Below are 20,164 nucleotides of genomic sequence, written 5' to 3' on the forward strand. Positions count from 1 at the left end.
GTCTCTCGCTGTTCTATAACGGTCGAATCCACGTAACTTTGCCGGGCGTACGCGTGTGGCGCCGCGACGCCGCGGCCCGTTGTCGTGTGGCTTTTACCGCCCGCGCTCCCCTCTCTCGGTATGACCGCGGTCACGGGACCTCCGGCGAAGATGCGGGCGAACCGCGAGGACCTGACGCCGATGCTGAGCCAGTACTACGACCTCTGCGCGGCGTACGACGAGTTCCTGGTCCTCTTTCAGGTCGGCGACTTCTACGAGACGTTCTGCGAGGCGGCCGAGGAGACCGCCCGCGTGCTCGAACTGACGCTCACCCAGCGGGAGGACTCGACGGGCACCTACCCGATGACGGGCATCCCCATCGACAACGCCGCCTCCTACGTCGAGACGCTCTTGGACGCGGGCTACCGCGTCGCCGTCGCCGACCAGGTCGAAGACGCCTCTGAGGCCTCCGGCCTCGTCGACCGCGCGGTGACGCAGATCGTCACCCCCGGCACCGTCGTCGACGACGAACTGCTCGCGCCGGGGTCGACGAACTACGTCGCCTGCGTCGCCAGCGAGGAACGAGACGACGCCGGCCGCGCCACCGACGACAGCGACCCCGCACACCACGCCGTCGCCGCCGTCGACGTCTCTACGGGCGAGTGCCTCGTCACGAGCGCCGACACGCCCGAACGCGCGCTCGAAGAGCTTCAGCGAGTCGCCCCCGCGGAGGTGGTCGTCGGCCCCGACGCCGCCGTCGACCCCGCAGACCTCGACGGCGACGCGATGCGCACCGAGTTCGACCCCGACGCGTTCGAGCGCGACGCCGCCGGCGAGACGCTCGCAAAGTACGTTCCTCGGCCCGAGGCGGTCGTCGGCAACGACGCCGAACTGCGCGCGGTCGGCGCGCTGCTCGCCTACGCCGAGTACACGCAGGGCGACGAGACGCTGGAGTACGTCTCGCGCATCCGGCGCTACAACCCCCGCGACGGCCTCCGCCTCGACGCGACGGCGCTGCGGAGCCTCGAACTGTTCGAGTCGCAGGGACCATCGGCGGGACCGACGCTGTTCGACACCCTCGACGACACCGCCTGCGCGCTCGGTCGTCGTCGCCTCCGGCAGTGGCTCCGCCGCCCCCTCGTCGACCGCGAGCGCATCGTCGCGCGCCTCGATGCCGTGGACGAGCTCGCGTCTCGCTCCTTCGTCCGCGAGGACCTCCACGACCACCTGCGGGACGTGTACGACGTGGAGCGACTCGTCGCCCGCGTCTCCCGCGGCCGGGCGAACGCGCGCGACCTCCGCTCGCTGAAGGCGACGCTCGACGTGGTGCCCGACGTGAAGGCGGCGCTCGAAGACGCCGAGAGCGACCGCCTCCGTTCGCTCCGCGACTCGCTCGACGAACTCGAAGACGTGCGCGACCTGGTGGGCAGGGCCATCGCGTCGGACCCGCCGATGGAGATTACCGAGGGCGGCGTCATCAGGGAAGGATTCGACGACGAACTCGACGAGTTGCGCGCGACCGAGCGCGAGGGCCGGCAGTGGGTCGCCGACCTCGAAGAGCGGGAGCGAGAGCGAACCGGCATCGACTCGCTGTCGGTCGGCCACAACCAGGTCCACGGCTACTACATCGAGGTGACGAACCCGAACCTCGACCGGGTGCCCGACGACTACACGCGGCGGCAGACCCTCAAGAACTCCGAGCGCTTCTACACGCCCGAACTGAAGCGCCGCGAGGACGAGATTTTCGGCGCGTCAGAGCGCGCCGACGCCCTCGAATACGAACTGTTCAGAGACGTTCGTCGCGACGTCGGCGAAGAGAGCGAGCGCATCCAGTCGGTCGCCGACGCGCTGGCGACTATCGACGTGCTGACCACGCTCGCCTCGGTCGCCGTCGAGAACGACTACGTCCGCCCGGAACTCGGTGCCGAGGGAATCCGCATCGAAGGCGGCAGACACCCGGTCGTCGAGCGCCAGCAGGAGTCGTTCGTCCCCAACCCCACGGACCTCACCGACGAGCGAATCGCGCTCGTCACCGGGCCGAACATGAGCGGCAAATCCACCTACATGCGGCAGGTCGCGCTCGTCGTCGTCCTCGCGCAACTGGGGAGTTTCGTGCCCGCCGACTCCGCTCGCCTGCCGGTCGTCGACCGCGTGTTCACCCGCGTCGGCGCGTCCGACGACATCGCGGGCGGCCAGTCGACGTTCATGCGCGAGATGAGCGAACTGACGACGATTCTGCACCACGCCACGGAGAACTCGCTCGTCCTCCTCGACGAGGTCGGCCGCGGCACGAGCACGACCGACGGCCTCGCCATCGCGCGGGCGACGACCGAGTTCCTCCACGACGAGGTGGGGGCGACGACGCTGTTCGCCACGCACTACCACGAACTCACGGGCGTCGCCGAGGAGCTGTCGGGCGTTCAGAACCTCCACTTCACCGTCGAACGCGGAAACGACAACGACCCCGACGGAGACGAAACCGGAGCGGAGGTGACGTTCCTGCACCGCGTCGCCGAGGGCGCGTCGTCGTCGTCGTACGGCGTCGAGGTCGCGCGGATGGCCGGCGTGCCGAGTTCGGTCGTCGAGCGCTCCGAACGACTCGTCGACGACTCGCAGACCGGCGACGGCGGTGGCGACAGCACCGACTCGGCGACCCAGACCCGCCCCGAGTCGCGCCCGACTCGGGCCGAGAACACGTCGCTCGCGTCGTTCTCGACGAACGGACAGTCCGCTGACGGGACCGACGAAACCCCCATGCTCGCGGAGCGACAATCGACAGACGGCACCGACGACCGCCTCCGCGAGGTGGCCGAAACCCTCCGCGACGTCGACGTGGCGACGACGACGCCGCTGGAGGCGTTGACCCTGCTGAACGACCTCCAACGCACCCTCGACGAGTAGATTCGATGATCTCACGATTAGACAGCGAAACGATAGCGAAGATCGCCGCCGGCGAGGTAGTGACGCGCCCGGCCAGCGTCGTCACCGAACTGGTGGAGAACAGCCTCGACGCGGGCGCGACCCGCGTCGACGTGACCGTCGACGGCGACGGCACCGAACGCATCCGCGTCGCCGACGACGGCGCGGGGATGGGCGAGGACGACGCCGCCCTCGCCGTCGAACGCCACACGACGAGCAAACTCGACGGTCCCGACGACGTCGACGCCGTCGACACGCTCGGATTCCGCGGCGAGGCGCTGCCGAGCATGGCATCGGTGGCGACGCTCGACGTGACGACGAACGACGGCGGCCCGCGGGGGACCCGCGTCGTCGTCGAAGACGGCGAGAAGCGCGTCGACCCGGCGGGACGCGCCGTCGGGACGACCGTCGAAGTCCGGGACCTCTTTCACAACCGCCCGGCGCGTCGGAAGAGCCTCGCCGCCGCGCGAACGGAGTTCGGCCGCATCAGCGACGTGGTGACCCGGTACGCCCTGGCGAACCCCCGCGTCAGATTCTCGCTCACCCACGACGGCCGCGAGACGTTCAAGACGACTGGAACGGGCTACACCGACGCCGTCCTCGGGGCGTACGGCCGCGACGTGGCCGGACAGAGCACCGAGTTCGACCACCGGACGACAGTCGAGTTCGACGGAGACGAGTACTCGCTCGAAGTCGAGGGGCTGCTCGTCTACCCCTCCATCACCCGCGCGCAGCACAGCCACGTCCACACCGCCGTCAACGGCCGAGCGCTGCGCGACGAGGTGGTCCGCAGGGCGGCGGTCCGCGGCTACGGCAACCTGCTCTCGAACGGTCGCTTCCCCGTCGCCGTCGTCGCCGTCTCGCTTCCCCCGGAACTGGTCGACGCGAACGTCCACCCCGCCAAGGAACGGGTCGCCTTCCGCGACGAGTCGGCCGTCGCCGACGCCGTCGAGACGGCGGTAAACGACGCGCTCACGACCGCCGACCTCCGCCGGAGCGCCGCCGTCGCGATGAACCTCGACTCGTCTCTCGCCTCCGTCTCCCACGACTCCGACTTCGACGACGTGAGCGTCATCGGGCAGTTCCGCGAACTGTACCTGCTCTGCGAGGCCGACGACGACCTGCTCGTCGTCGACCAGCACGCCGCCCACGAGCGCGTCAACTACGAGCGTCTCCGAGCGGCGCTCGACGGCGAGGAGGTGGCGTCGGTCGACGTCGACCCCGCCCAGACGCTCTCGCTGTCGCCGCCGGAGGCCGCCGCGGTGGAGGCCCACCGCGAGACGCTGTCGAGACTCGGCTTCGACCTCGACCCCTTCGGCGGGTCGGCGTTCCGACTCACCGCCGTCCCCGCGCCGCTCGGGCGCGTGCTCGACGCCGACGCGCTCCGCGACACGCTCGACACCCTCCGGGCGGGTGCGAAACCCGAGGAACTGCGCGACGAGTTGCTGAAGGACCTCGCCTGTCACCCGTCGCTGAAGGCGGGCGACACGCTCTCCGGCGAGGACGCGACGGCGCTCCTCCGGCGACTCGGCGAGTGCGACCAGCCGTACGCCTGCCCGCACGGCCGCCCGACGGTGCTCTCCATCGAGGAGGAGGCGCTCGTTCGCGGTTTCCAGCGCGGGCAGTCTCGATTGGCGTAGTCGGGCGCTGCCCTCGCTTCGTCTCGCTACCGCGCTACCACGGCTTGCAGTCGATACAGACGAACCCGTCGGTCTCCTCGTCGCGCCAGCGCCGCTGGACCGTCTCGCCGCAGGCGTCGCAGGCCGCGCCCGTCGACGACCATCGGAACGTGGGGATCGCCGGTTTCGCGTCCTCGGCGTCGCCGTCGCTCGGTGACTTGATGTCGCCGTCGCTCGGTTCGCTCCGCTCGGTGTCTTCCTCCGGCGACTCCCCGTCGCCGACGCTGTCCGCCCCCGACTTGCCGAGGAACTCGTCCAGCGAGCGGTCCTCTCCCATGCTCGTTCGTCGTCGTCGGCGACGCTTAAGCGGTTCCGTTGAACGGTTCACGCGGTGCGCTCGGTGTCGGAGACGAGCGACCGGACGAGGATGCCGAGTGCGGCCAGACGGGACGCCGAGTGCGACCGGACGAGGACGCCGAACACGGCCATCGCCGTGAACGGCGCGACGACGGACGCTAACCACCAACACCCATATACCGGCGGTTCCAACGCCCGTGCATGGTTACGATACTCGACTTCCTCACACAACTCGTCGTGAGCGCGTTCCAACTCGTCGGCCTGTTCGTCACCGACGTGCTGCTGTCCGGCGGCGACGTCGTCTCCACCGTTTTCCGCGCGGTTTCGATGGCCGCCGGCGGCGCGATGGTCGTCGGCGCGTCGCTCGTGCTACTCTACCTCGCCGCCGGCGCGGTCGTCCGCGAGTTCGGCGTCAACGTCTCGTCGCCCGGTCGTACGCGCGTCCGGCGAGACTGATCGCGGATTCGAGGTCCGGACCGAGCGGCGACCCGACGACCACGCCGTCGGCGTGCCGAAGCACCTTCTCCATCCGCGTCGTCACCTCGCCGACCGTCCCGGCCATGCAGAACGCGTCGACCATCGCGGGCGTGACGAGGTCGAAGGCTGCTGAAAACTCGCCCGCGCTTATCTTCTCGCCGATTTCGCCGGCCCGCTCGCGGTCGATACCGTGTCGCTCCAGCACCGGCGGGGCCGCCCCCGCGGCGATGAACGCGACCGGCGGCCGGGCGGCCTCGCGCGCCGACTCTCTGCCCTTGGCGACGCTGACCGAGGCGTAGGCCGCGAGGTCGAACTCGCCGCGCTCGTCGGGTCGGTCCGCGAGTCCCTGTTCGACCTGTTCGCGCGCCCACGCGAGGTCGTCGGGGTGGGAGCCGTTGAACAGGAGGCCGTCGGCGTGCTTGGCGGCCATCCGGCACATGTGCGGCCCCTCGCCGCCGACGTACACGGGAATCTCGCCTGGCGGGTCGTAGTTCAACCCGGCGTCGTGCGCCTCGAACGTCCCCTCGTGGTCGACGCGCTCGCCGTTCCAGAGCTTCTGTGCGACTTTGAACGCCTCTAGCACGGGCCGGAGGCCCCGCTCGTCTTCGAGGCCCAGATTTCGCAACGTCGAGGGATCGCCCGGCCCGATGCCGAACGTCGCGCGGCCGTCGCTGGCTTCCGCGAGCGTCGCCACCTTCGAGGCGAGCGTGACGGGGTGCGTCTCGAAGGGGTTGGCGACGCCCGGGCCGAGTCGAACCGAGTCGGTCGCGGCGGCCAACTGCGAGAGGACGGCGAACGCGTCGCGGTTGTTGTAGTGCGCCGAGACGAACACCGAGTCGAAACCGGTCTCCTCGGCGGCGACGCCGAGTTCGACGAGTTCCGAGACCGGATGTTCGGGCGTCAGTTCGATGCCGAGCATCACCGCTCACCTCGTCTCGTCGGTCGGCGGCGGGAGTGGCGGCGCTTGCGGGGTGTCGTCATTCGTGTGCGCCGAGGGTGTGCGCAAATAAAAAGACCGGCGTCCCGTCACGACCTGCCTCTGTCTGCGCGCACTTCGCCGGTTCCGGCCGCCTGCGTTCGCGTCACGTCGTCGCCCACCGTCGCGCGCGAAACGCCGCCACGCGAACGTTTTTGCGGCGCTGGTCGCCACCACGACCATGGCAACACCCACCGAACGCGTCCGGGCGGTCGACCGCTCCAGCATCCGCGTGATGTTCGACCTCGCGGAGGCGACCGACCGCGACCTCGTCCGCCTCGAAGTCGGCGAACCGGACTTCGACACGCCCGAACACGTCGTCGACGCCGCCGCCGAGGCCGCCCGCGCGGGAGAGACGCACTACACCTCGAACGCCGGCCTCCCCGAAGTCCGCGAGGCCATCTCCGGGACGATGGCCGACCGCTTCGACGTGGAGGTCGCCGCCGACGAGGTCGTCGTCACCAACGGCGGGATGGAGGCGCTGCTGCTCGCCGTGCTTTCGACTGTGGGCCCCGGCGAGGAACTGCTCATCCCCTCGCCCAGCTGGCCGAACTACTGGGCGCAGGCGAAACTCGCCGACGGCGTCCCCGTCGAGGTGCCGATGCCCGCAGACGAGGGCTACTCGCTCGACGTCGCGCGCGTCACCGACGCGCTGAACGAGAACACCGCCGCGGTCGTCCTCTGTTCGCCCTCGAACCCGACGGGGCGGATGTACGACGAAAGCGCGATTCGAGAGGTTGTCGCCGCGGCCGCCGAGTACGACGCCTACGTCATCGCCGACGAGGTGTATCTGGGACTCGCCTACGACCGCGACCCGACGGGCATCGCGGCGCTCACCGGCCATCCCGACCACGTGCTGACCGTCAACTCCTGCTCGAAGACGTACGCGATGACGGGGTGGCGCGTCGGCTGGCTCTGCGGCCCCGGCGAAATCATCGACGAGGTGACCAAGATTCACGAGAGCACCACCTCGTGCGCGTCGAGCGTCGCCCAGTACGCCGCGCTCGCGGCGCTGACGGGCCCACAGGAACCGGTCGAGGCGATGTACGAGGCGTTCCGCGAGCGCCGCGACTACGTCGTCGATCGCGTCGACGGCATCGAGGGTCTCAGCTGTCCGAAACCGCAGGGGGCGTTCTACGCCTTCCTCGACATCGACGTGGAGGGGTCGAGTCTCGACGTGGCGAAGGAACTTCTCACGGAGTACGGCGTCGTGCTCGCGCCCGGCGACGGCTTCGGCGACGCCGGCGCGGGGAAGCTTCGGCTCAGTTTCGCCAACAGCCTCGACCGACTCGAACTCGGCTTCGACCGCATCGAACGCGCGCTCGACGAGCGCTGAGTCGCTTCGCCGCGCGTCGCGTCGCTCGCCGAACCCCTTCAGTTCGACTCGAACGTCCACTCTCTGAGCGCCTGCCGAACGAAGTCGCCGTCGACCTCGCGGAAGTGCGCGTCCGATTCCTCGTGGTCGCCGAACTCGAAGCCGCGGACGACGACGACGGGCGTGCCGCCGTCGCCCTCGCCGGCGACGAGGTTCGCCGCCGCCGCGAGTTCGTCGACGACGTTCTGGACCGTCACGCCGAGTTCGCGGCCGTCGCGGTCGGACTCGCCGCGCCAGTCGCGGGCGGCGGGCATCCCGGCCCAGCCGATGGCGACGCCGCGCTGGCCGTGGCGGAACGGTCGCCCGCAGGTGTCGGTGACGACGACGCGGTCGGCGGGGAGTTCCTCGCGGATGCGCTCGGCGCTCTCGGAGGGTCGTTTCGGCAGGAGGAGGAGGTCCGCGTCCGCCACGTTCGAGCGGTCGATGCCGGCGTTGACGCCGACGTGGCCGAACCGCGACTCGGTGAGGAGAAACGGGGCCTCCATGATAATCTCGGTGCTCTCCTCCAGGACGGCCTGTGCGAATCGCGGGTCTTTCTCGTCGCCGGAAATCGCTTCGAGGCGTGCGGCGATCTCTCTGGCGCGCGGCCCCGCCGGGAACTCCGAGAGCTCCGCGAGGCGGCCCTCGCTCTTCGAGACCACCGTGCTGGCGACGCAGACGACGTCGTCCGGTTCCAGTTCGATACGCTCGCGAATCAGCGCCGCGAGGTCGTCTCCCGGCCGAATCTCCGGGAGGTCGGGGACGGCGAGCAGTTCCATACTCCGAGGTTGCGGAGCGGCGTGAAAAGCGCCGCGCTGCCGGTCAATCGAACTGCAACTCCTCGTACGGTCGCAGCGCCGTCTCGTACTCGCCGTCTTCGACCTGCGCGACGAACATCGTCGGTTGGGCGGTCGGCGGCGCGCCGGTCGCGCTGCCCGGACGAAGCACTCGAACGCCGTCGACGCGCTCGTCTGTCGGGTCGTGGTCGTCGCCGAGGACACCGACCACGTCGAGGCCACCTTCGGAGTCGTCGCCGACGGGAGCGCCGTCGAGACGCTCTCGCACGGCGTCGGCGAGGCGCGCCCGGTCGCGGGTCACGACGAACGTGACGCCCTCCAACTCGACGGCTTCGACCGGTTGAAGGTCCAACTCCGACGGGTCGGCGTCGCCGGCCACCGCCGTCAGCATGCCGTCGGTGAGCGCCAGCACTGTCTCGTACGCCTCGACCGAGTCGAACTCCCCGGTGTGGAGCGTGTAATCGGCGTCGGCCAGCCGAGTCCGAACCCACTCGGGGAGGTCGTCCGCACTCGACGGAATGTGCGTGTCGCCGAGTATAGCAACCTGCATACGGAATAGACGGCCACGTCGACCACAAAAGTCGTTGTGCCGGTCGACTAACGTCGCGTATGACTCACGTCGTAACGGTCTTTCTCCGCGACGGCGCGGACGTCCTGCTGGTTCGACGAAGCGACGCCGTCGGCACCTACGCGGGGCTGTGGGGCGGCGTCTCGGGCTACGTCGAGGGTTCGCCCGAGGACGCCTCCGCGGACGCTCGCCGCGAGATACGCGAGGAGACGGGCATCGACGGTGCGACGCTCGTCCGCGCGGGCGACCCGCTCGACGTCACGGACGAAGCAAACGACCGCGAGTGGACCGTCCACCCGTTTCTGTTCGACTCCGACTCGCGCGGGGTGTCGCCCAACGAGGAACTCGCCGGCTGGGAGTGGCTCCCCCCGCAGTCGATGCTCGACCGACCGACCGTTCCGAAGCTCTGGGAGACGTATCGACGCGTCGCACCGACCGTCGATAGCGTGCGAGAGGACGACATCCACGGCGCAGCGTACGTCTCGGTTCGCGCGCTCGAAGCGCTGCGCGACGAGGCGGCGGACGTCGCGCGCGGCCTCGAACGCGGAAGCGGCGGGGGAGGCCGTGAACACGGCGACGACGGTGAGGACGGCTGGGCCCGCGTCGCCGCCGTCGCCCGCGAACTCCGCGACGCTCGGCCGGGGATGGCCGTCGTCGCCAACCGAATCAACCGGACGATGTTCGAGGCGGTGGAGCGCGGCCAAACGCCGGCGGGCGTCCGCGACGCGGCGGAGGCGGTGATTCGAGCGGCGCTCGACGCGGACGAGGAGGCGGCGGCGCGGGCGACCGAACTCCTCTCGACGCTCGACGAGGGCGCGATAGCGACGCTCTCGCGCTCCGGGACGGCGACAGTCGCGCTCTCGGCGACCGAACGGCCCGTGCTCGTCGCCGAGTCTCGGCCGGGGGGCGAGGGCATCGACGCCGCCGAATCGTTCGCCGAGGCGGGGCTGGACGTGACGCTCACGACGGACGCGGCGCTCGCGCACGTCGCCGCCGGGAGCGACGTTTCGGCCGCGTTGGTCGGCGCGGACGCGGTCTTTCCGGACGGGAGCGTCGCAAACAAAGCGGGGACGAGGATGCTGGCGCTCGTCGCCGAGCGCGAGGGAGTCCCTCTCTACGTCGTCGCCGCCGCGGACAAAGTGAGCGCAGACGACGAGTTCTCGCCGGAGTCGCGGCCCGAGTCGGAACTGTACGACGGGGAGGCGCCGCTATCGGTCGAGAACCCGCTGTTCGACCGGACGCCCGCGGCGTTCGTCTCGGGAGTCGTCACCGAGTCGGGCGTTCTCGACGCCGAGGAGGTGGCGCGGTTGGCCGAGGACCGACGCGAGTGGCGGGAGTGGAGCGAGTGACGGGAGTGGAGCGAGTGGCAGGAGTGGGGCGAGTAGCGGTTCGGCCTCCGTCGACCGCGCCCCGACGGCGGACCGTGACGGTCAAAACCCCGTCTCTCGTACTCCCGGTGGGCGACAGTGACGAGGGTTACCCCCTCCGAGCCCCTTGTGACGACACCCTCACTCCGAGTCGCCCTTCCTCACGACCGCCAGCGACGACTCCGGCGGATTCGACCGGCCTCGAAACGTTCAGGAGCGTCCTCCGTGACGTACCCCGTATGAATCTCACTCGCATCGCGGTTCACGAGTCGGTCGAGGAGGCGCTTCCCGGCGCGGCGCTCGCGGACGCGCTGTCGGACCTCGACGTCCCGGTCGAGCAGGTCGAAGACGGCACCGAGTTCGGCCCCGGCGACGCGGTCGTCGCCTTCGGGCCCGGGACGGGCTTTCTGGACGCCGACTGGGTCCACTGCATCCGCGCGGGTTACGACGAGTTCGACGTTCCGGCCTACGAGGAAGCCGGCGTCGCACTGACCAACAGCACCGGTATCCACGGGACCACCATCGGCGAGACGGTGGCCGGGATGATGCTCTCGTTCGCGCGCGGGCTGTACGTCTACCGCGACGCGCAGAACGAACGGGAGTGGACGCGCCTGCCGTACGAGCGACCGTTCACCGTCGACGGCGAGCGAATCTGCGTCGTCGGCCTCGGGACGCTCGGCCGCGGCATCGTCGAGCGGGCGAACGGCCTCGGGATGGACGTCGTCGGCGTCCGCCGGTCGGGCGACCCCGTCGACGGCGTCGAGACGGTGTACACCCCCGACCGCCTGCACGAGGCTATCGCCGACGCGCGGTTCGTCGCGGTGGCGACGCCGCTGACCGAGGAGACGGAAGGGCTCGTCGACGCGGCCGAGTTCGAGGCGATGCGCGAGGACGCCTACCTCGTCAACGTCGCTCGCGGTCCCGTCGTCGACGAGGACGCGCTGGTCGCGGCGCTCCGCGAGGGCGAGATTGCGGGCGCAGGGCTCGACGTGTTCGCCGAGGAACCGCTCCCCGAGGACTCGCCGCTCTGGGAGTTCGAGCAGGTCTTGCTGACGCCGCACGTCGGCGCGATGACGCGCGACTACCACCGCGATATCGCCGGTCTCCTTCGGGAGAACGTCGAGCGGGTTCGGGACGGCGAGGAGATGGTCAACCGGGTCGTCTGAGCGGTCCGACACTCGGCGACGGAGACGACGCGGCGTCAGAAGTAGCTGGAGTGGCGGCCGACCCGCGTCTGCGGGTGAAGCGGCCGTTCCGTCCCGCTGGTCTCGCGGTCGTCAGCCTCGTACTCCGTGACGTACTCGTCGACGATGTCGGCGAGGAGGTCGTCGACGGAGCAACCCTCCTCCGCGGCGATATCGGTGACTTTCGTGTACTGTTCGGTCGTGAGGTGCTGTGAGAGCACCGTCTCTGTCTGTTTCGTAGCCATGGATGTCACCGGCGCAGTGAGAACAGCACGAGGGACCATAAATCGTGTATGGGTGTTCTTGACTATATAGAGACAGTTCGGCCGTGGTCTATACAGCGCGGCAGTCGAGAGCCGACCCGCGAACGGGACCGCGCCGCTACTTCACGAACTTCAGTAAGTCGTCTCGCTTGGCCTCGTGAAAGTGGAATCGGAGCGCCTCCTTGAGCGGTTCGATGCTGCCGCGTTTGGCGCTGATGGGGGCGACGACCTCGCCTTCCCACTGCTCCCACGGCGGAAACAGGCCGAGGCGGTCGCAGAGTTCGTTCAGCCGTTCGTCCCTGTCGTCGACTTTGTCCATCTTGTTGACGGCGACGACGACGGGGACGTCGAGTTCGTCGAGGAAGTAGAACATCTCCACGTCGTGAGGAATCTCGTCGTCGTTCGTGTGGCGGTCGATGATGTCGACGACGCTCTTGCCGTCGACGACGAGCACCGCGGCGAGAATCGAGTCGGCGTTGTCCTCGATGTAGCGGACGATATCGGTTTTGATCCGCTCGCGACGGCCCTCCTCGACGCCGGACATGAAACCGAAGCCCGGGAGGTCGGTGAACATGAAGCTCTCGGCGGCCCAGTCGAAGTGGTTCGGCTCGCGGGTGACGCCAGGCTTCTTTCCGGTGCTGAACCCGGAGTGGCCGGTCAACTCGCGCATCAGCGTCGACTTCCCGACGTTCGACCGGCCGACGAACACCACCTCGGCGTCGCGGTTCGGTCGGTTCTCGAACATACGCTCGATAGTTCGCTCGGCCGGATAAACGCCGCGGGACGCGCCGCTTGTCGTCGTCGACTCCCGTCCGCGCCGTCGGACGCCGTTCTCGCCGGGGGGCGTCGCTCCGGGCCCGTCCGAGGCCGCCCGACTCGGGGTCATTCGGGTCTGTCCGACTCGGGGTCGTCCGAGTCGGGCGCGGACCCGGTGGTCTTTTCGTGGCGTCGGCGACAACCCCCTCGCGATGGAGAAACAGGACCTCCGCGAACGCGTCTGGACCACCCTCGAAACCGAGGGCGTCAACCGCTTTCCGTACCCGCCGGAGGGCCGAATCACGAACTTCGCCGGAGCGAAAGCGGCCGCCGACGGACTCGCCGACACCGACGAGTGGCGAGCGGCGGAGACAGTGAAGGCGAATCCCGACGCGCCGCAGCTGCCCGTTCGACGCCGAGCGCTCCGCGACGGCAAGACGGTCTACGTGGCCGTCCCCCGACTCCGCGACGGGAAACCGTTTCTGAAACTCGACCCCGCGGAGATAGCCGACATCGACGCCGCGACGACGATCTCCGGGTCGGCGAAGCACGGCGTCCCCGTCGGCCCCGACGAGATGCCGCACGTCGACTTCATCGTCGCCGGCAGCGTCGCCGTCACCGAGACGGGTGCGCGAATCGGCAAGGGAGAGGGGTACAGCGACCTCGAGTTCGCGGTGCTTCGGGAACTCGACTGCGTCGACGACGAGACGACAGTGGCGACGACGGTCCACGAACTGCAAGTCGTCGACGACGCCGAGGTGACGCCCGACGCCCACGACGTTCCGCTCGACCTCGTGGTGACACCCGAGCGGACGGTTCGGACCGAGACGCGGTACGACCGGCCCGGCGGCGTCGACTGGAACGCGCTCGGCGCGGAGAAGCTCGCCGAGATACCGGTACTACAGCGTCTGGAACCGAACTGAGCCCGCCCCCTCCTCGGACGGCCCACTCCTCAGGATATTTCCCCTCTCGCTGTGAGTATCGGGTGTGCGACTCGTTCAGGTGATGGTTCCGGCGGGCAAGCGGGAGGCGATTTTGAACCTCCTCGACGACGAGGGCATCGACTACGCGCTCTCAGACGAGACCAGCGGCCGCGAGTACATCGCCATCGTCTCGATTCCGTTGCCGACGAACGCGGTCGAACCGGTGCTCGAGAAACTCCGAGAGACGGGAATCGAGCGCGACGCGTACACCGTCGTTCTCGACGCGGAGACGGTTATCTCGCGGCGCTTCGACGGTCTGCGAGAGAAGTACGCCGAGGAGGAGGATAACGGCGACAGAATCGCCCGCGAGGAGCTCGTCGCCTCGGCCGAGCAACTCGCTCCGGAGATGCCGGTGTTCGTGACGATGACGGTGATCAGCGCCGTCGTCGCCACGGCCGGCCTGCTGCTCAACGACGCCGCGGTTATCGTCGGGTCGATGGTTATCGCGCCGCTCGTCGGCCCCGCGATGGCGACGAGCGTCGGCAGCGTCGTCGACGACCGCGACCTGTTCCTGAGAGGGGCCAAACAGCAGATCGCGGGCGGTGCCCTCGCCATCGTCAGCGCCGCCGTGTTCGCGTTGATTCTCCGTCTGACCGGCATCGCTCCCTTCGGCGTCCAGGAGGTGTTTCAGGTTCAGCAGGTGCGCCTCCGTCTCGCGCCCGACGTGCTCTCGCTGGCGGTGGCGCTCGCGGCGGGCGTCGCGGGCGCGCTGAGCATCTCTTCCGGGGTCTCGGCGGCGCTCGTCGGCGTGATGATCGCCGCGGCGCTCGTCCCGCCCATCGCCGTCGTCGGCATCGGTATCGCGTGGGGGAGTCCGGCGACCGTTCTCGGGTCGTTCGTCCTCGTGTTGGTCAACTTCATCTCGATAAACTTCACCGCTCTCGGGGTGCTCTGGTACATGGGGTACCGCCCCGTCGACCTCTTTCAGCGCCCGAGCGCCGAAGACGCGACGTTTCGACGCATCCTGGTGCTCGGCGTCGCCATCCTCGTGCTCTCGTCGTTTCTCGGGGGCGTCACGTACGCCAGTTTCCGGACGAGTAGCTTCGAGGAGACCGCCCGAACGTCCGTCGACGCGGTGCTGTCCGAACACGAGGACCTGACGCGTCTCAACCTCGAAGTCCAGTACGACGACGAGATTCCGTTCCGTCAACCGCGGCAGGTCACCGTCACGGTCGGCCACCCGGTCGGTATGGACCCGCCGCCGGTGGCCGACGCCATCGTCGAGCGCATCCGCGCGAACACGAACGCACCGTTCGGTATCGCCAGTTCCGAACGAACCACGGTCGTCGTCAGATACGTCGAAATCGACCGGTCGACGGACCGAACCGGGTCCGTGTCGCAGTCGGAGGGAGCAGCAGCCCGGTCGGCGGTTCCCTCGCGGACGCGCGCAGCGGTATGTAAAACGGCTCTTTGTGCTTAGCGCGCCTTGATAGTTTCAGGTGACCATCTGACGGTATGCGCCTCAGATTACCCGCAGTCGTGTTGGCCGTCGCGCTGTTGACGGCCGGGTGTCTCGCACCGTTACAGACCTCGTCTCCGTCCGCCGCAGACGGTCAGCAGCTCTCCGTCTCCGGGTCGGGCGAAGCCAGCGCCGACCCGGATGTCGCGGTGCTCTCGGTCACGGTCGAAGCGCGCGCCGACAGCGCCGCCGAGGCCCGCGACACCGTTGCTAACCGCTCCGACACGCTCGTCGCGGCGCTCGTCGACGCCGGCGTCGCCGAGGACGATATCACCACCCAGTACTACGCCGTCCAGCCCGACTACGACCACAGCGGCGAGGAGCGCCGGGTCGTCGGCTACACCGCCCGCCACGCCTACCGCGTGGAGGCGACGCCCGACCACGCCGGCGAACTCATCGACGTCGCCGTCGACAACGGCGCCTCCCGCGTCGACGGCGTCCAGTTCACGCTGAGCGACGAGAAGCGCGCCGAACTCCGCGAAGAAGCCATCGACGCCGCCGTCGCCGACGCCGAGGGCGAGGCGTCGAGTCTCGCTTCGGCCGCCGACCTCGAACTCGGTGAAGTCAGAACCCTCTCGACGACTAGCGCGAGCGACCCGTACTCGCCCCGCTACGAGATGGCCAGCGACGCCGGAGCGGCCGGGACGAGCGTTCGCCCCGGACCGGTCTCCGTCACCGTGACGGTGCAAGCGACGTACGCGGCCAACTGAGCGACGAAGTAGAGTGGTCCGATTGGTCGTCCGCTGACGCCACCTCCCTCCGCCGTTCGCCTCCCGCTGACGCCACCTCCCTCCGCGGTTCGTTTCCCGGTTCCCCGCTGACGCCGCCTCCCTCCGCGGTTCGCCCCGCTGACGCGCCTTCCATCCGCCGTTCGCCTCTCGGGTGTCCGCTGACGCCACTCCCCTCCATCTTACCGATATGCACCTCGACGTTTCGGCCCTCTTTTCACCCGACTCTGTGGAACCCAGAAAAATTACATCCGGAGACTCGTAGTCGACTGTATGCCCCACGACACGCTCGTTTCGTGGCGGACGTTCGCCCTCTTCGTGTTGTTTCCACCGGCCGCACTCGTCGCAATCGTGTTCTTCCCGGTGACGGTTCTGGTGCTCTTTTGGCTGTACCAGCGTGGCAAACATCGAGAACTGGCGGAGCGACGAAACTAGTCCGAAGGCCGCCCGAATCGGTAGTGCCGTAGCACCTGCTCCCGCCAGGCCTAAGTGTGCTAATAACCAACACGGCATGCAGTATGCACTCACCCATCACTCGCACGGACAAGTCCGCGTTTGACCGGGTTCGAGATGCAATCCTCAACCGCGGTGACAAGGAGGACGACGAAACGCCGATGGGGCCCGGCACGCCCACGCCTGGATGACCGTCTACCGGTAGCGGACAGCCGTTCGGGCGCTATCCAGTCACTTTATTTCGGAAACCTACCGAACACTTCGAGGGAGCCCTCGGCTTCGGCTTACTCGCGCCGCGACGGCGGGATGTCAGGTTCGAAGCCGACGGCGTCGACGGCCATGTCGAGCACGTCGTCGACGCCCTCCCCTTCGGTGACGCTCATGTAGGCGTCGGCGTCGACGTCCGTCGAGCGGTCGCTCTTGTTACAGACGGTGAGGACGGGCGCGTCGAACCGTCGCTGCAGTTCGTCGCGGAGCTCCAACTGCGCGTCGAGCGGGTAGCCGCAGTCGCCGCTGGCGTCGACGACGAACAGCACGGCGTCGGCGAGGTGTTCGAGTGCGCTGACCGCCTGCCGCTCGATGTCGTTGCGCTCGGCTTCGGGTCGGTCCAGGAGGCCGGGCGTGTCGATAATCTGGTAGCGGATGCGGTTGCGCTCGAAGTGACCGAGTTGGACGCCTTTCGTCGTGAACGGGTAGGAGGCGATTTCGTTGCTCGCGCGGGTCACCGTGTTGACGAACGACGACTTGCCGACGTTCGGGTAGCCGGCGACGACGATGGCCGGTTCGTCCGGGCGCACGTCGGGGAGATTCTTCAGCGCGTCGCGCGCCTCGCTGACGCGCAGCAGGTCGTCTTCGATCTGCTCGATTATGTCGGCCATCCGCGCGAACGCCTGTTTGCGGTGTTTTCGCGCCGTGTCGATGTTGCTGCGGCGGAGCTTCGAGACGTACTCGCGGTGGAGCTCTTTGATTTGACGCCCGGCCCACGTGAGGTTCGCGAGGCTCTGCCGGAGCGTGTCGACGCCGCCGTCGCCCTCGATGTCGTCGGCCTCGGACGCGAACGTTCCCTGTCGGCGGAGCACGGCGTCCGCGAGTTCGTAGTAGAACGGGTCGACCGTCTCGAAGTCCGGCCACGCCGTCACGACGTTCTGGACGTTGTCCGAGAGGATGTTCGCCGCCGTCTGCAGCATCGACTCCTGGGCTTCGAGGCCCGACTTGGCTCGCCCCGCCCGCGCCGCCCGCGAGAACGCTTTGTCGATGAGCTCCTCCGACCGGGGCGTCGTCGGAAGATTCTCGAAAATCATGGTCATCCTTTGACGACGGGCGTACTAAAGGGCGTCCGTTTGTGTGGCCCGTGCGCCAACGTTTCACGCTCGGTTCTCTCCGGGGCCCAAATCCGGCCCAGGCACGACGCTTTTGCCCCGTGACGCCCTACGTTCGCCCATGACAGATTGGCGCGCGGTCGGCGTCGGCTTCGTCGTCCTCCTCGTCGTCGGAGCCGTTGGCCTCTCGGTACCGATAGTCGGACAGATCGGCGCGGGTCTCATCGGCGGGTTCGCCGCGGGCTACCTCGCGGGCGGGAGTCTCGGCCGCGGCGCGTGGCACGGCCTCGTCGCGGGGTCGATCTCGGGTATCGTTCTCACCCTCTTCGTCGCGCTGCTCGGCGGCCTTCTCGGCTTCGCCGGCGGCCCGCTCGGCGGTCTCGTCGCCGGCGGCGGCATCCTCGTCGTCGGCGCGGTGATCACCCTCCTGTTCGCCGTAGACAGCGCGCTCGCGGGTGCGGTCGGCGCGTGGGCGAAGAGCTGAGTCGACGCCGCGTCTCGCCGGTTTCCGGGAGTGTCCGAGAGTTCGTCAGACGAGTTCAATATCCTGCGTCGCGTTCTCTCCGTTGCTATGGCAGAGTTGAACTGGCGCGCAATCGCCATCGGATTCGTCGTCACGCTCGCACTCGGACTACTCGGCGGCAACGCGATCCCGCTGACCGACCTCACGCTCCCCGTCGTCGGATGGGGTGTGACGGGTATCGTCGGCGGACTCGCCGCCGGGTACGTCGCGGGCCACGGAATGGGCAACGGTGCCGTCAACGGTATCGTCGCCACGACTATCGGCGCGATACTGGTGTACGCGGTGCTGGCGGTTCTGGGGACGGTACTCCTCGGCTTCGTCGGCCTCACGTTTGCGCTCGTCGCTCTCCTGTTCCTCGGCCTCTACGCCATCCCCGGCGCGGTCGGCGGTGCGATTGGTGCCATGCTGAAGCGTTCGTCGCCCGTCGACCGGACCCAACCGACCGGTCGCTGACGAACCCAAACCGATTTTCCACATTTTCGACGTTGCTGACGCTCCCGCGTCCGGTGACTACACTCCCACGTCCAGTGACTACACTCCCGCGTCCGGTGACTACTCACTTCCGCGTCCGGTGACCACTTACTCCCGGTCGAGATACTCGGCCTGCACTTCGACGACTTCGGTCGAGTCCGCACACGAAGCGTAGCGCCGCAGCGGCTCCTCGTTCAGTTCCAGAAAGGTGTGGCCCCACGTGAACTTCGAGAGAATCTCCTCGGCGTAGTCGTCGTGACCGAAGATACAGAGCGCCGCCGCCAGCGCCTCCACCGTCGTGAGTTCCATCGGTCGGCCGAAGTTCACGGGGTTGCCGGCGACGAGAAACGGCAGTGCGCGGTGGATGCCGCCGAGCGTGAACATCGCGCGTTCGGCGGACTCCCACGAGCAGTCGAGCGCGACGAGTCCCCGCTCCTCGGCCCGTGGCGCGTCCGCGGGCGACAGCGCCTGGTCGGCGTGGGGGTTGAGGATGACGCCGCGGGGCGCTGCCCGGTCGGTACGATGTAACTCCGTGAGGTCGAATCGGGCGAGTTTCCTCGCCGTACATTTTGTCGGGTCGTCGTCACCCTCGTACCGGACGTGAAGCTCCACACCGGGGATGGACGACCGTAGCAGAAAAACGCCTCGTTCGCCGGCCGGACGACGCGTCACTGCGAGCGTTTATCCGCGATGACGGGGCCACCTCGCCTCGTGACCTGACGAGCCGACGCGCGTCGAACGAGGCGGGAGCGCGAGCATCCGACGTGCGACTCCGATGGCTCATCGATTCGCTCGTCTGTTCGCCAAAACCATCATACGGCACCACCACGGAGTGAGGACACATGGACCACGTCGCCGTCGTCCGCGCGTACTACTCGGCGCTCGACGAACACGACTACCCGGCGCTGTCTGACCACCTCGCGCCGACGTTCGTCCACGACCGTCCCGACAGGACGCTCGACGGCCGCGAGACGTTCGTCTCGTTCATGCGCGACGAGCGACCGAACAAGCGCACGAGTCACGAACTCGACGAGGTGTACGAGAACGGCGACGGCTCGGAGCTCGTCGTTCGCGGCCGTCTGCTCGGCGTCGACGGCGAGCGCCTGTTCGAGTTCGTCGACGTCCATCGGTTCGAAGGTGACGTCGTCGCCGAACTCCGGACGTTCGCGAGAGACGACTAACTCAGCGGGAGTCAGCGGGAGTCGCTACGTCTCCCGTTCGAGGCGCTGTCGGCGTGATTCGTACTCCTCGTCGGTCAGTTCGCCGCGGGCGTAGGCGACCCGAAGTTCTTCGAGTGCACGGTCGTCACCGCGTTCACCGCCACCGCCGAGCGCGCGGAGGAACAGGTAGCCACCGCCCAGCACGGCGAGAAGCGGCACGAGCATCCAGAGGGCCATCACGACGAGCGCCCCCGAGCCACCGCCCCACGCGTCGCCGGCCATGTGGCCGCCCGCCCACCATCCCATCGGCGGCCCGCCGACCAACGCCATCGTCAGCAGCGGCAGTGCGACCAGTATCGCTAACCCGACGAGACCGATTCGAGCGACTCTCGTAACTGTCTGGCCCATGAGAGAGGGTAGGCGTCGAACGAGAAACAGAGTGTCGCCGATTC

22 protein-coding genes are annotated in these 20,164 nt (G+C 68.6%); 13 read left to right on the forward strand and 9 right to left on the reverse strand.

Going from position 1 to position 20,164, the window contains the following annotated elements; all coding sequences use genetic code 11:
- Positions 1-120 precede the first annotated feature (120 nt).
- Together mutS and mutL are read left to right on the forward strand one after the other, a co-directional pair.
- On the forward strand, positions 121-2,880 hold the full coding sequence (gene mutS / locus DV709_RS09940) for a DNA mismatch repair protein MutS (RefSeq protein ID WP_117594299.1): 2,760 nt from the start codon (positions 121-123) through the stop codon (positions 2,878-2,880).
- A gap of 5 nt (positions 2,881-2,885) precedes the next feature.
- On the forward strand, positions 2,886-4,538 hold the full coding sequence (mutL, locus tag DV709_RS09945) for a DNA mismatch repair endonuclease MutL (protein ID WP_117594300.1): 1,653 nt from the start codon (positions 2,886-2,888) through the stop codon (positions 4,536-4,538).
- Positions 4,539-4,572: 34 nt separating this feature from the next.
- On the opposite strand, the gene DV709_RS09950 is transcribed toward mutL, so the two are convergent.
- Positions 4,573-4,854, reverse strand: a complete 282-nt coding sequence (locus DV709_RS09950; RefSeq protein ID WP_117594301.1) for a DUF7573 domain-containing protein — start codon at positions 4,852-4,854, stop codon at positions 4,573-4,575.
- A 221-nt stretch (positions 4,855-5,075) separates the two neighbouring features.
- Between DV709_RS09950 and DV709_RS09955 the strand changes: the two genes are divergently transcribed.
- Positions 5,076-5,330, forward strand: a complete 255-nt coding sequence (locus DV709_RS09955; protein WP_117594302.1) for a hypothetical protein — start codon at positions 5,076-5,078, stop codon at positions 5,328-5,330.
- Here the strand turns inward: DV709_RS09955 and DV709_RS09960 are convergent.
- Positions 5,287-6,270, reverse strand: a complete 984-nt coding sequence (locus DV709_RS09960) for a 5,10-methylenetetrahydromethanopterin reductase (protein WP_117594303.1) — start codon at positions 6,268-6,270, stop codon at positions 5,287-5,289. The genes DV709_RS09955 and DV709_RS09960 overlap by 44 nt on opposite strands.
- A 238-nt stretch (positions 6,271-6,508) precedes the next feature.
- On the opposite strand from DV709_RS09960, the gene DV709_RS09965 reads away from it, so the two are divergent.
- Complete coding sequence (locus tag DV709_RS09965; RefSeq protein WP_117594304.1) at positions 6,509-7,663, forward strand: pyridoxal phosphate-dependent aminotransferase; 1,155 nt, start codon at positions 6,509-6,511, stop codon at positions 7,661-7,663.
- Between the two features lie 38 nt (positions 7,664-7,701).
- On the opposite strand, the gene DV709_RS09970 is transcribed toward DV709_RS09965, so the two are convergent.
- Positions 7,702-8,460, reverse strand: a complete 759-nt coding sequence (locus tag DV709_RS09970; RefSeq protein WP_117594305.1) for a coenzyme F420-0:L-glutamate ligase — start codon at positions 8,458-8,460, stop codon at positions 7,702-7,704.
- Positions 8,461-8,503: 43 nt separating this feature from the next.
- The gene (locus DV709_RS09975; RefSeq protein WP_117594306.1) at positions 8,504-9,028 is read right to left on the reverse strand and encodes a metallophosphoesterase family protein; all 525 of its coding nucleotides are present in this window, start codon (positions 9,026-9,028) and stop codon (positions 8,504-8,506) included.
- Between the two features lie 59 nt (positions 9,029-9,087).
- On the opposite strand from DV709_RS09975, the gene DV709_RS09980 reads away from it, so the two are divergent.
- Both DV709_RS09980 and ddh read left to right on the forward strand, forming a co-directional pair.
- A complete protein-coding gene (locus DV709_RS09980; protein WP_117594307.1) occupies positions 9,088-10,395 on the forward strand; it encodes an NUDIX domain-containing protein in 1,308 nt (435 codons plus the stop codon).
- Positions 10,396-10,652: 257 nt separating this feature from the next.
- Positions 10,653-11,579, forward strand: a complete 927-nt coding sequence (ddh, locus tag DV709_RS09985; protein WP_117594308.1) for a D-2-hydroxyacid dehydrogenase — start codon at positions 10,653-10,655, stop codon at positions 11,577-11,579.
- 35 nt (positions 11,580-11,614) lie between these two features.
- On the opposite strand, the gene DV709_RS09990 is transcribed toward ddh, so the two are convergent.
- Together DV709_RS09990 and engB are read right to left on the reverse strand one after the other, a co-directional pair.
- Positions 11,615-11,842: a hypothetical protein gene (locus tag DV709_RS09990; protein ID WP_117594309.1), complete on the reverse strand. Its 228-nt coding sequence runs from the start codon at positions 11,840-11,842 to the stop codon at positions 11,615-11,617.
- Between the two features lie 136 nt (positions 11,843-11,978).
- Positions 11,979-12,605 carry a GTP-binding protein EngB gene (engB, locus tag DV709_RS09995; RefSeq protein ID WP_117594310.1) on the reverse strand — a complete coding sequence of 209 codons (627 nt, stop codon included), beginning with the start codon at positions 12,603-12,605 and terminating at the stop codon, positions 11,979-11,981.
- Between the two features lie 223 nt (positions 12,606-12,828).
- On the opposite strand from engB, the gene DV709_RS10000 reads away from it, so the two are divergent.
- The 4 genes from DV709_RS10000 to DV709_RS18050 all read left to right on the forward strand — a co-directional run bounded on the left by DV709_RS10000 (position 12,829) and on the right by DV709_RS18050 (position 16,221).
- Entirely contained in the window at positions 12,829-13,539 is a 711-nt protein-coding gene (locus DV709_RS10000) for a 5-formyltetrahydrofolate cyclo-ligase (protein WP_117594311.1), read from the forward strand.
- A 64-nt stretch (positions 13,540-13,603) separates the two neighbouring features.
- The gene (locus DV709_RS10005) at positions 13,604-15,019 is read left to right on the forward strand and encodes a TIGR00341 family protein (protein WP_198665694.1); all 1,416 of its coding nucleotides are present in this window, start codon (positions 13,604-13,606) and stop codon (positions 15,017-15,019) included.
- Between the two features lie 35 nt (positions 15,020-15,054).
- Positions 15,055-15,768 carry an SIMPL domain-containing protein gene (locus tag DV709_RS10010; RefSeq protein ID WP_117594312.1) on the forward strand — a complete coding sequence of 238 codons (714 nt, stop codon included), beginning with the start codon at positions 15,055-15,057 and terminating at the stop codon, positions 15,766-15,768.
- 291 nt (positions 15,769-16,059) lie between these two features.
- Positions 16,060-16,221 (forward strand): hypothetical protein, encoded by a 162-nt coding sequence (locus DV709_RS18050; protein ID WP_198665695.1) that lies wholly within the window; start codon positions 16,060-16,062, stop codon positions 16,219-16,221.
- Positions 16,222-16,523: 302 nt separating this feature from the next.
- Here the strand turns inward: DV709_RS18050 and DV709_RS10015 are convergent, their stop codons facing one another.
- Positions 16,524-17,540 (reverse strand): NOG1 family protein, encoded by a 1,017-nt coding sequence (locus DV709_RS10015; RefSeq protein ID WP_117594313.1) that lies wholly within the window; start codon positions 17,538-17,540, stop codon positions 16,524-16,526.
- Between the two features lie 139 nt (positions 17,541-17,679).
- Here DV709_RS10015 and DV709_RS10020 point away from each other — a divergent pair, with 139 nt between their 5' ends.
- Together DV709_RS10020 and DV709_RS10025 are read left to right on the forward strand one after the other, a co-directional pair.
- Positions 17,680-18,042, forward strand: a complete 363-nt coding sequence (locus DV709_RS10020; protein ID WP_117594314.1) for a DUF5518 domain-containing protein — start codon at positions 17,680-17,682, stop codon at positions 18,040-18,042.
- Between the two features lie 87 nt (positions 18,043-18,129).
- Positions 18,130-18,534, forward strand: coding sequence for a DUF5518 domain-containing protein (locus DV709_RS10025; RefSeq protein ID WP_117594315.1), 405 nt, complete (start codon positions 18,130-18,132; stop codon positions 18,532-18,534).
- Positions 18,535-18,660: 126 nt separating this feature from the next.
- Here the strand turns inward: DV709_RS10025 and DV709_RS10030 are convergent, their stop codons facing one another.
- Complete coding sequence (locus DV709_RS10030; protein ID WP_117594316.1) at positions 18,661-19,164, reverse strand: DUF367 family protein; 504 nt, start codon at positions 19,162-19,164, stop codon at positions 18,661-18,663.
- Between the two features lie 230 nt (positions 19,165-19,394).
- Here DV709_RS10030 and DV709_RS10035 point away from each other — a divergent pair, with 230 nt between their 5' ends.
- Positions 19,395-19,733: a nuclear transport factor 2 family protein gene (locus tag DV709_RS10035; RefSeq protein ID WP_117594317.1), complete on the forward strand. Its 339-nt coding sequence runs from the start codon at positions 19,395-19,397 to the stop codon at positions 19,731-19,733.
- A gap of 24 nt (positions 19,734-19,757) precedes the next feature.
- Here the strand turns inward: DV709_RS10035 and DV709_RS10040 are convergent, their stop codons facing one another.
- Positions 19,758-20,120: an SHOCT domain-containing protein gene (locus DV709_RS10040; protein WP_117594318.1), complete on the reverse strand. Its 363-nt coding sequence runs from the start codon at positions 20,118-20,120 to the stop codon at positions 19,758-19,760.
- Positions 20,121-20,164: the final 44 nt, after the last annotated feature.

Origin of the sequence: Haloprofundus halophilus (assembly GCF_003439925.1) — an archaeon.
Lineage (GTDB): Archaea > Halobacteriota > Halobacteria > Halobacteriales > Haloferacaceae > Haloprofundus > Haloprofundus halophilus.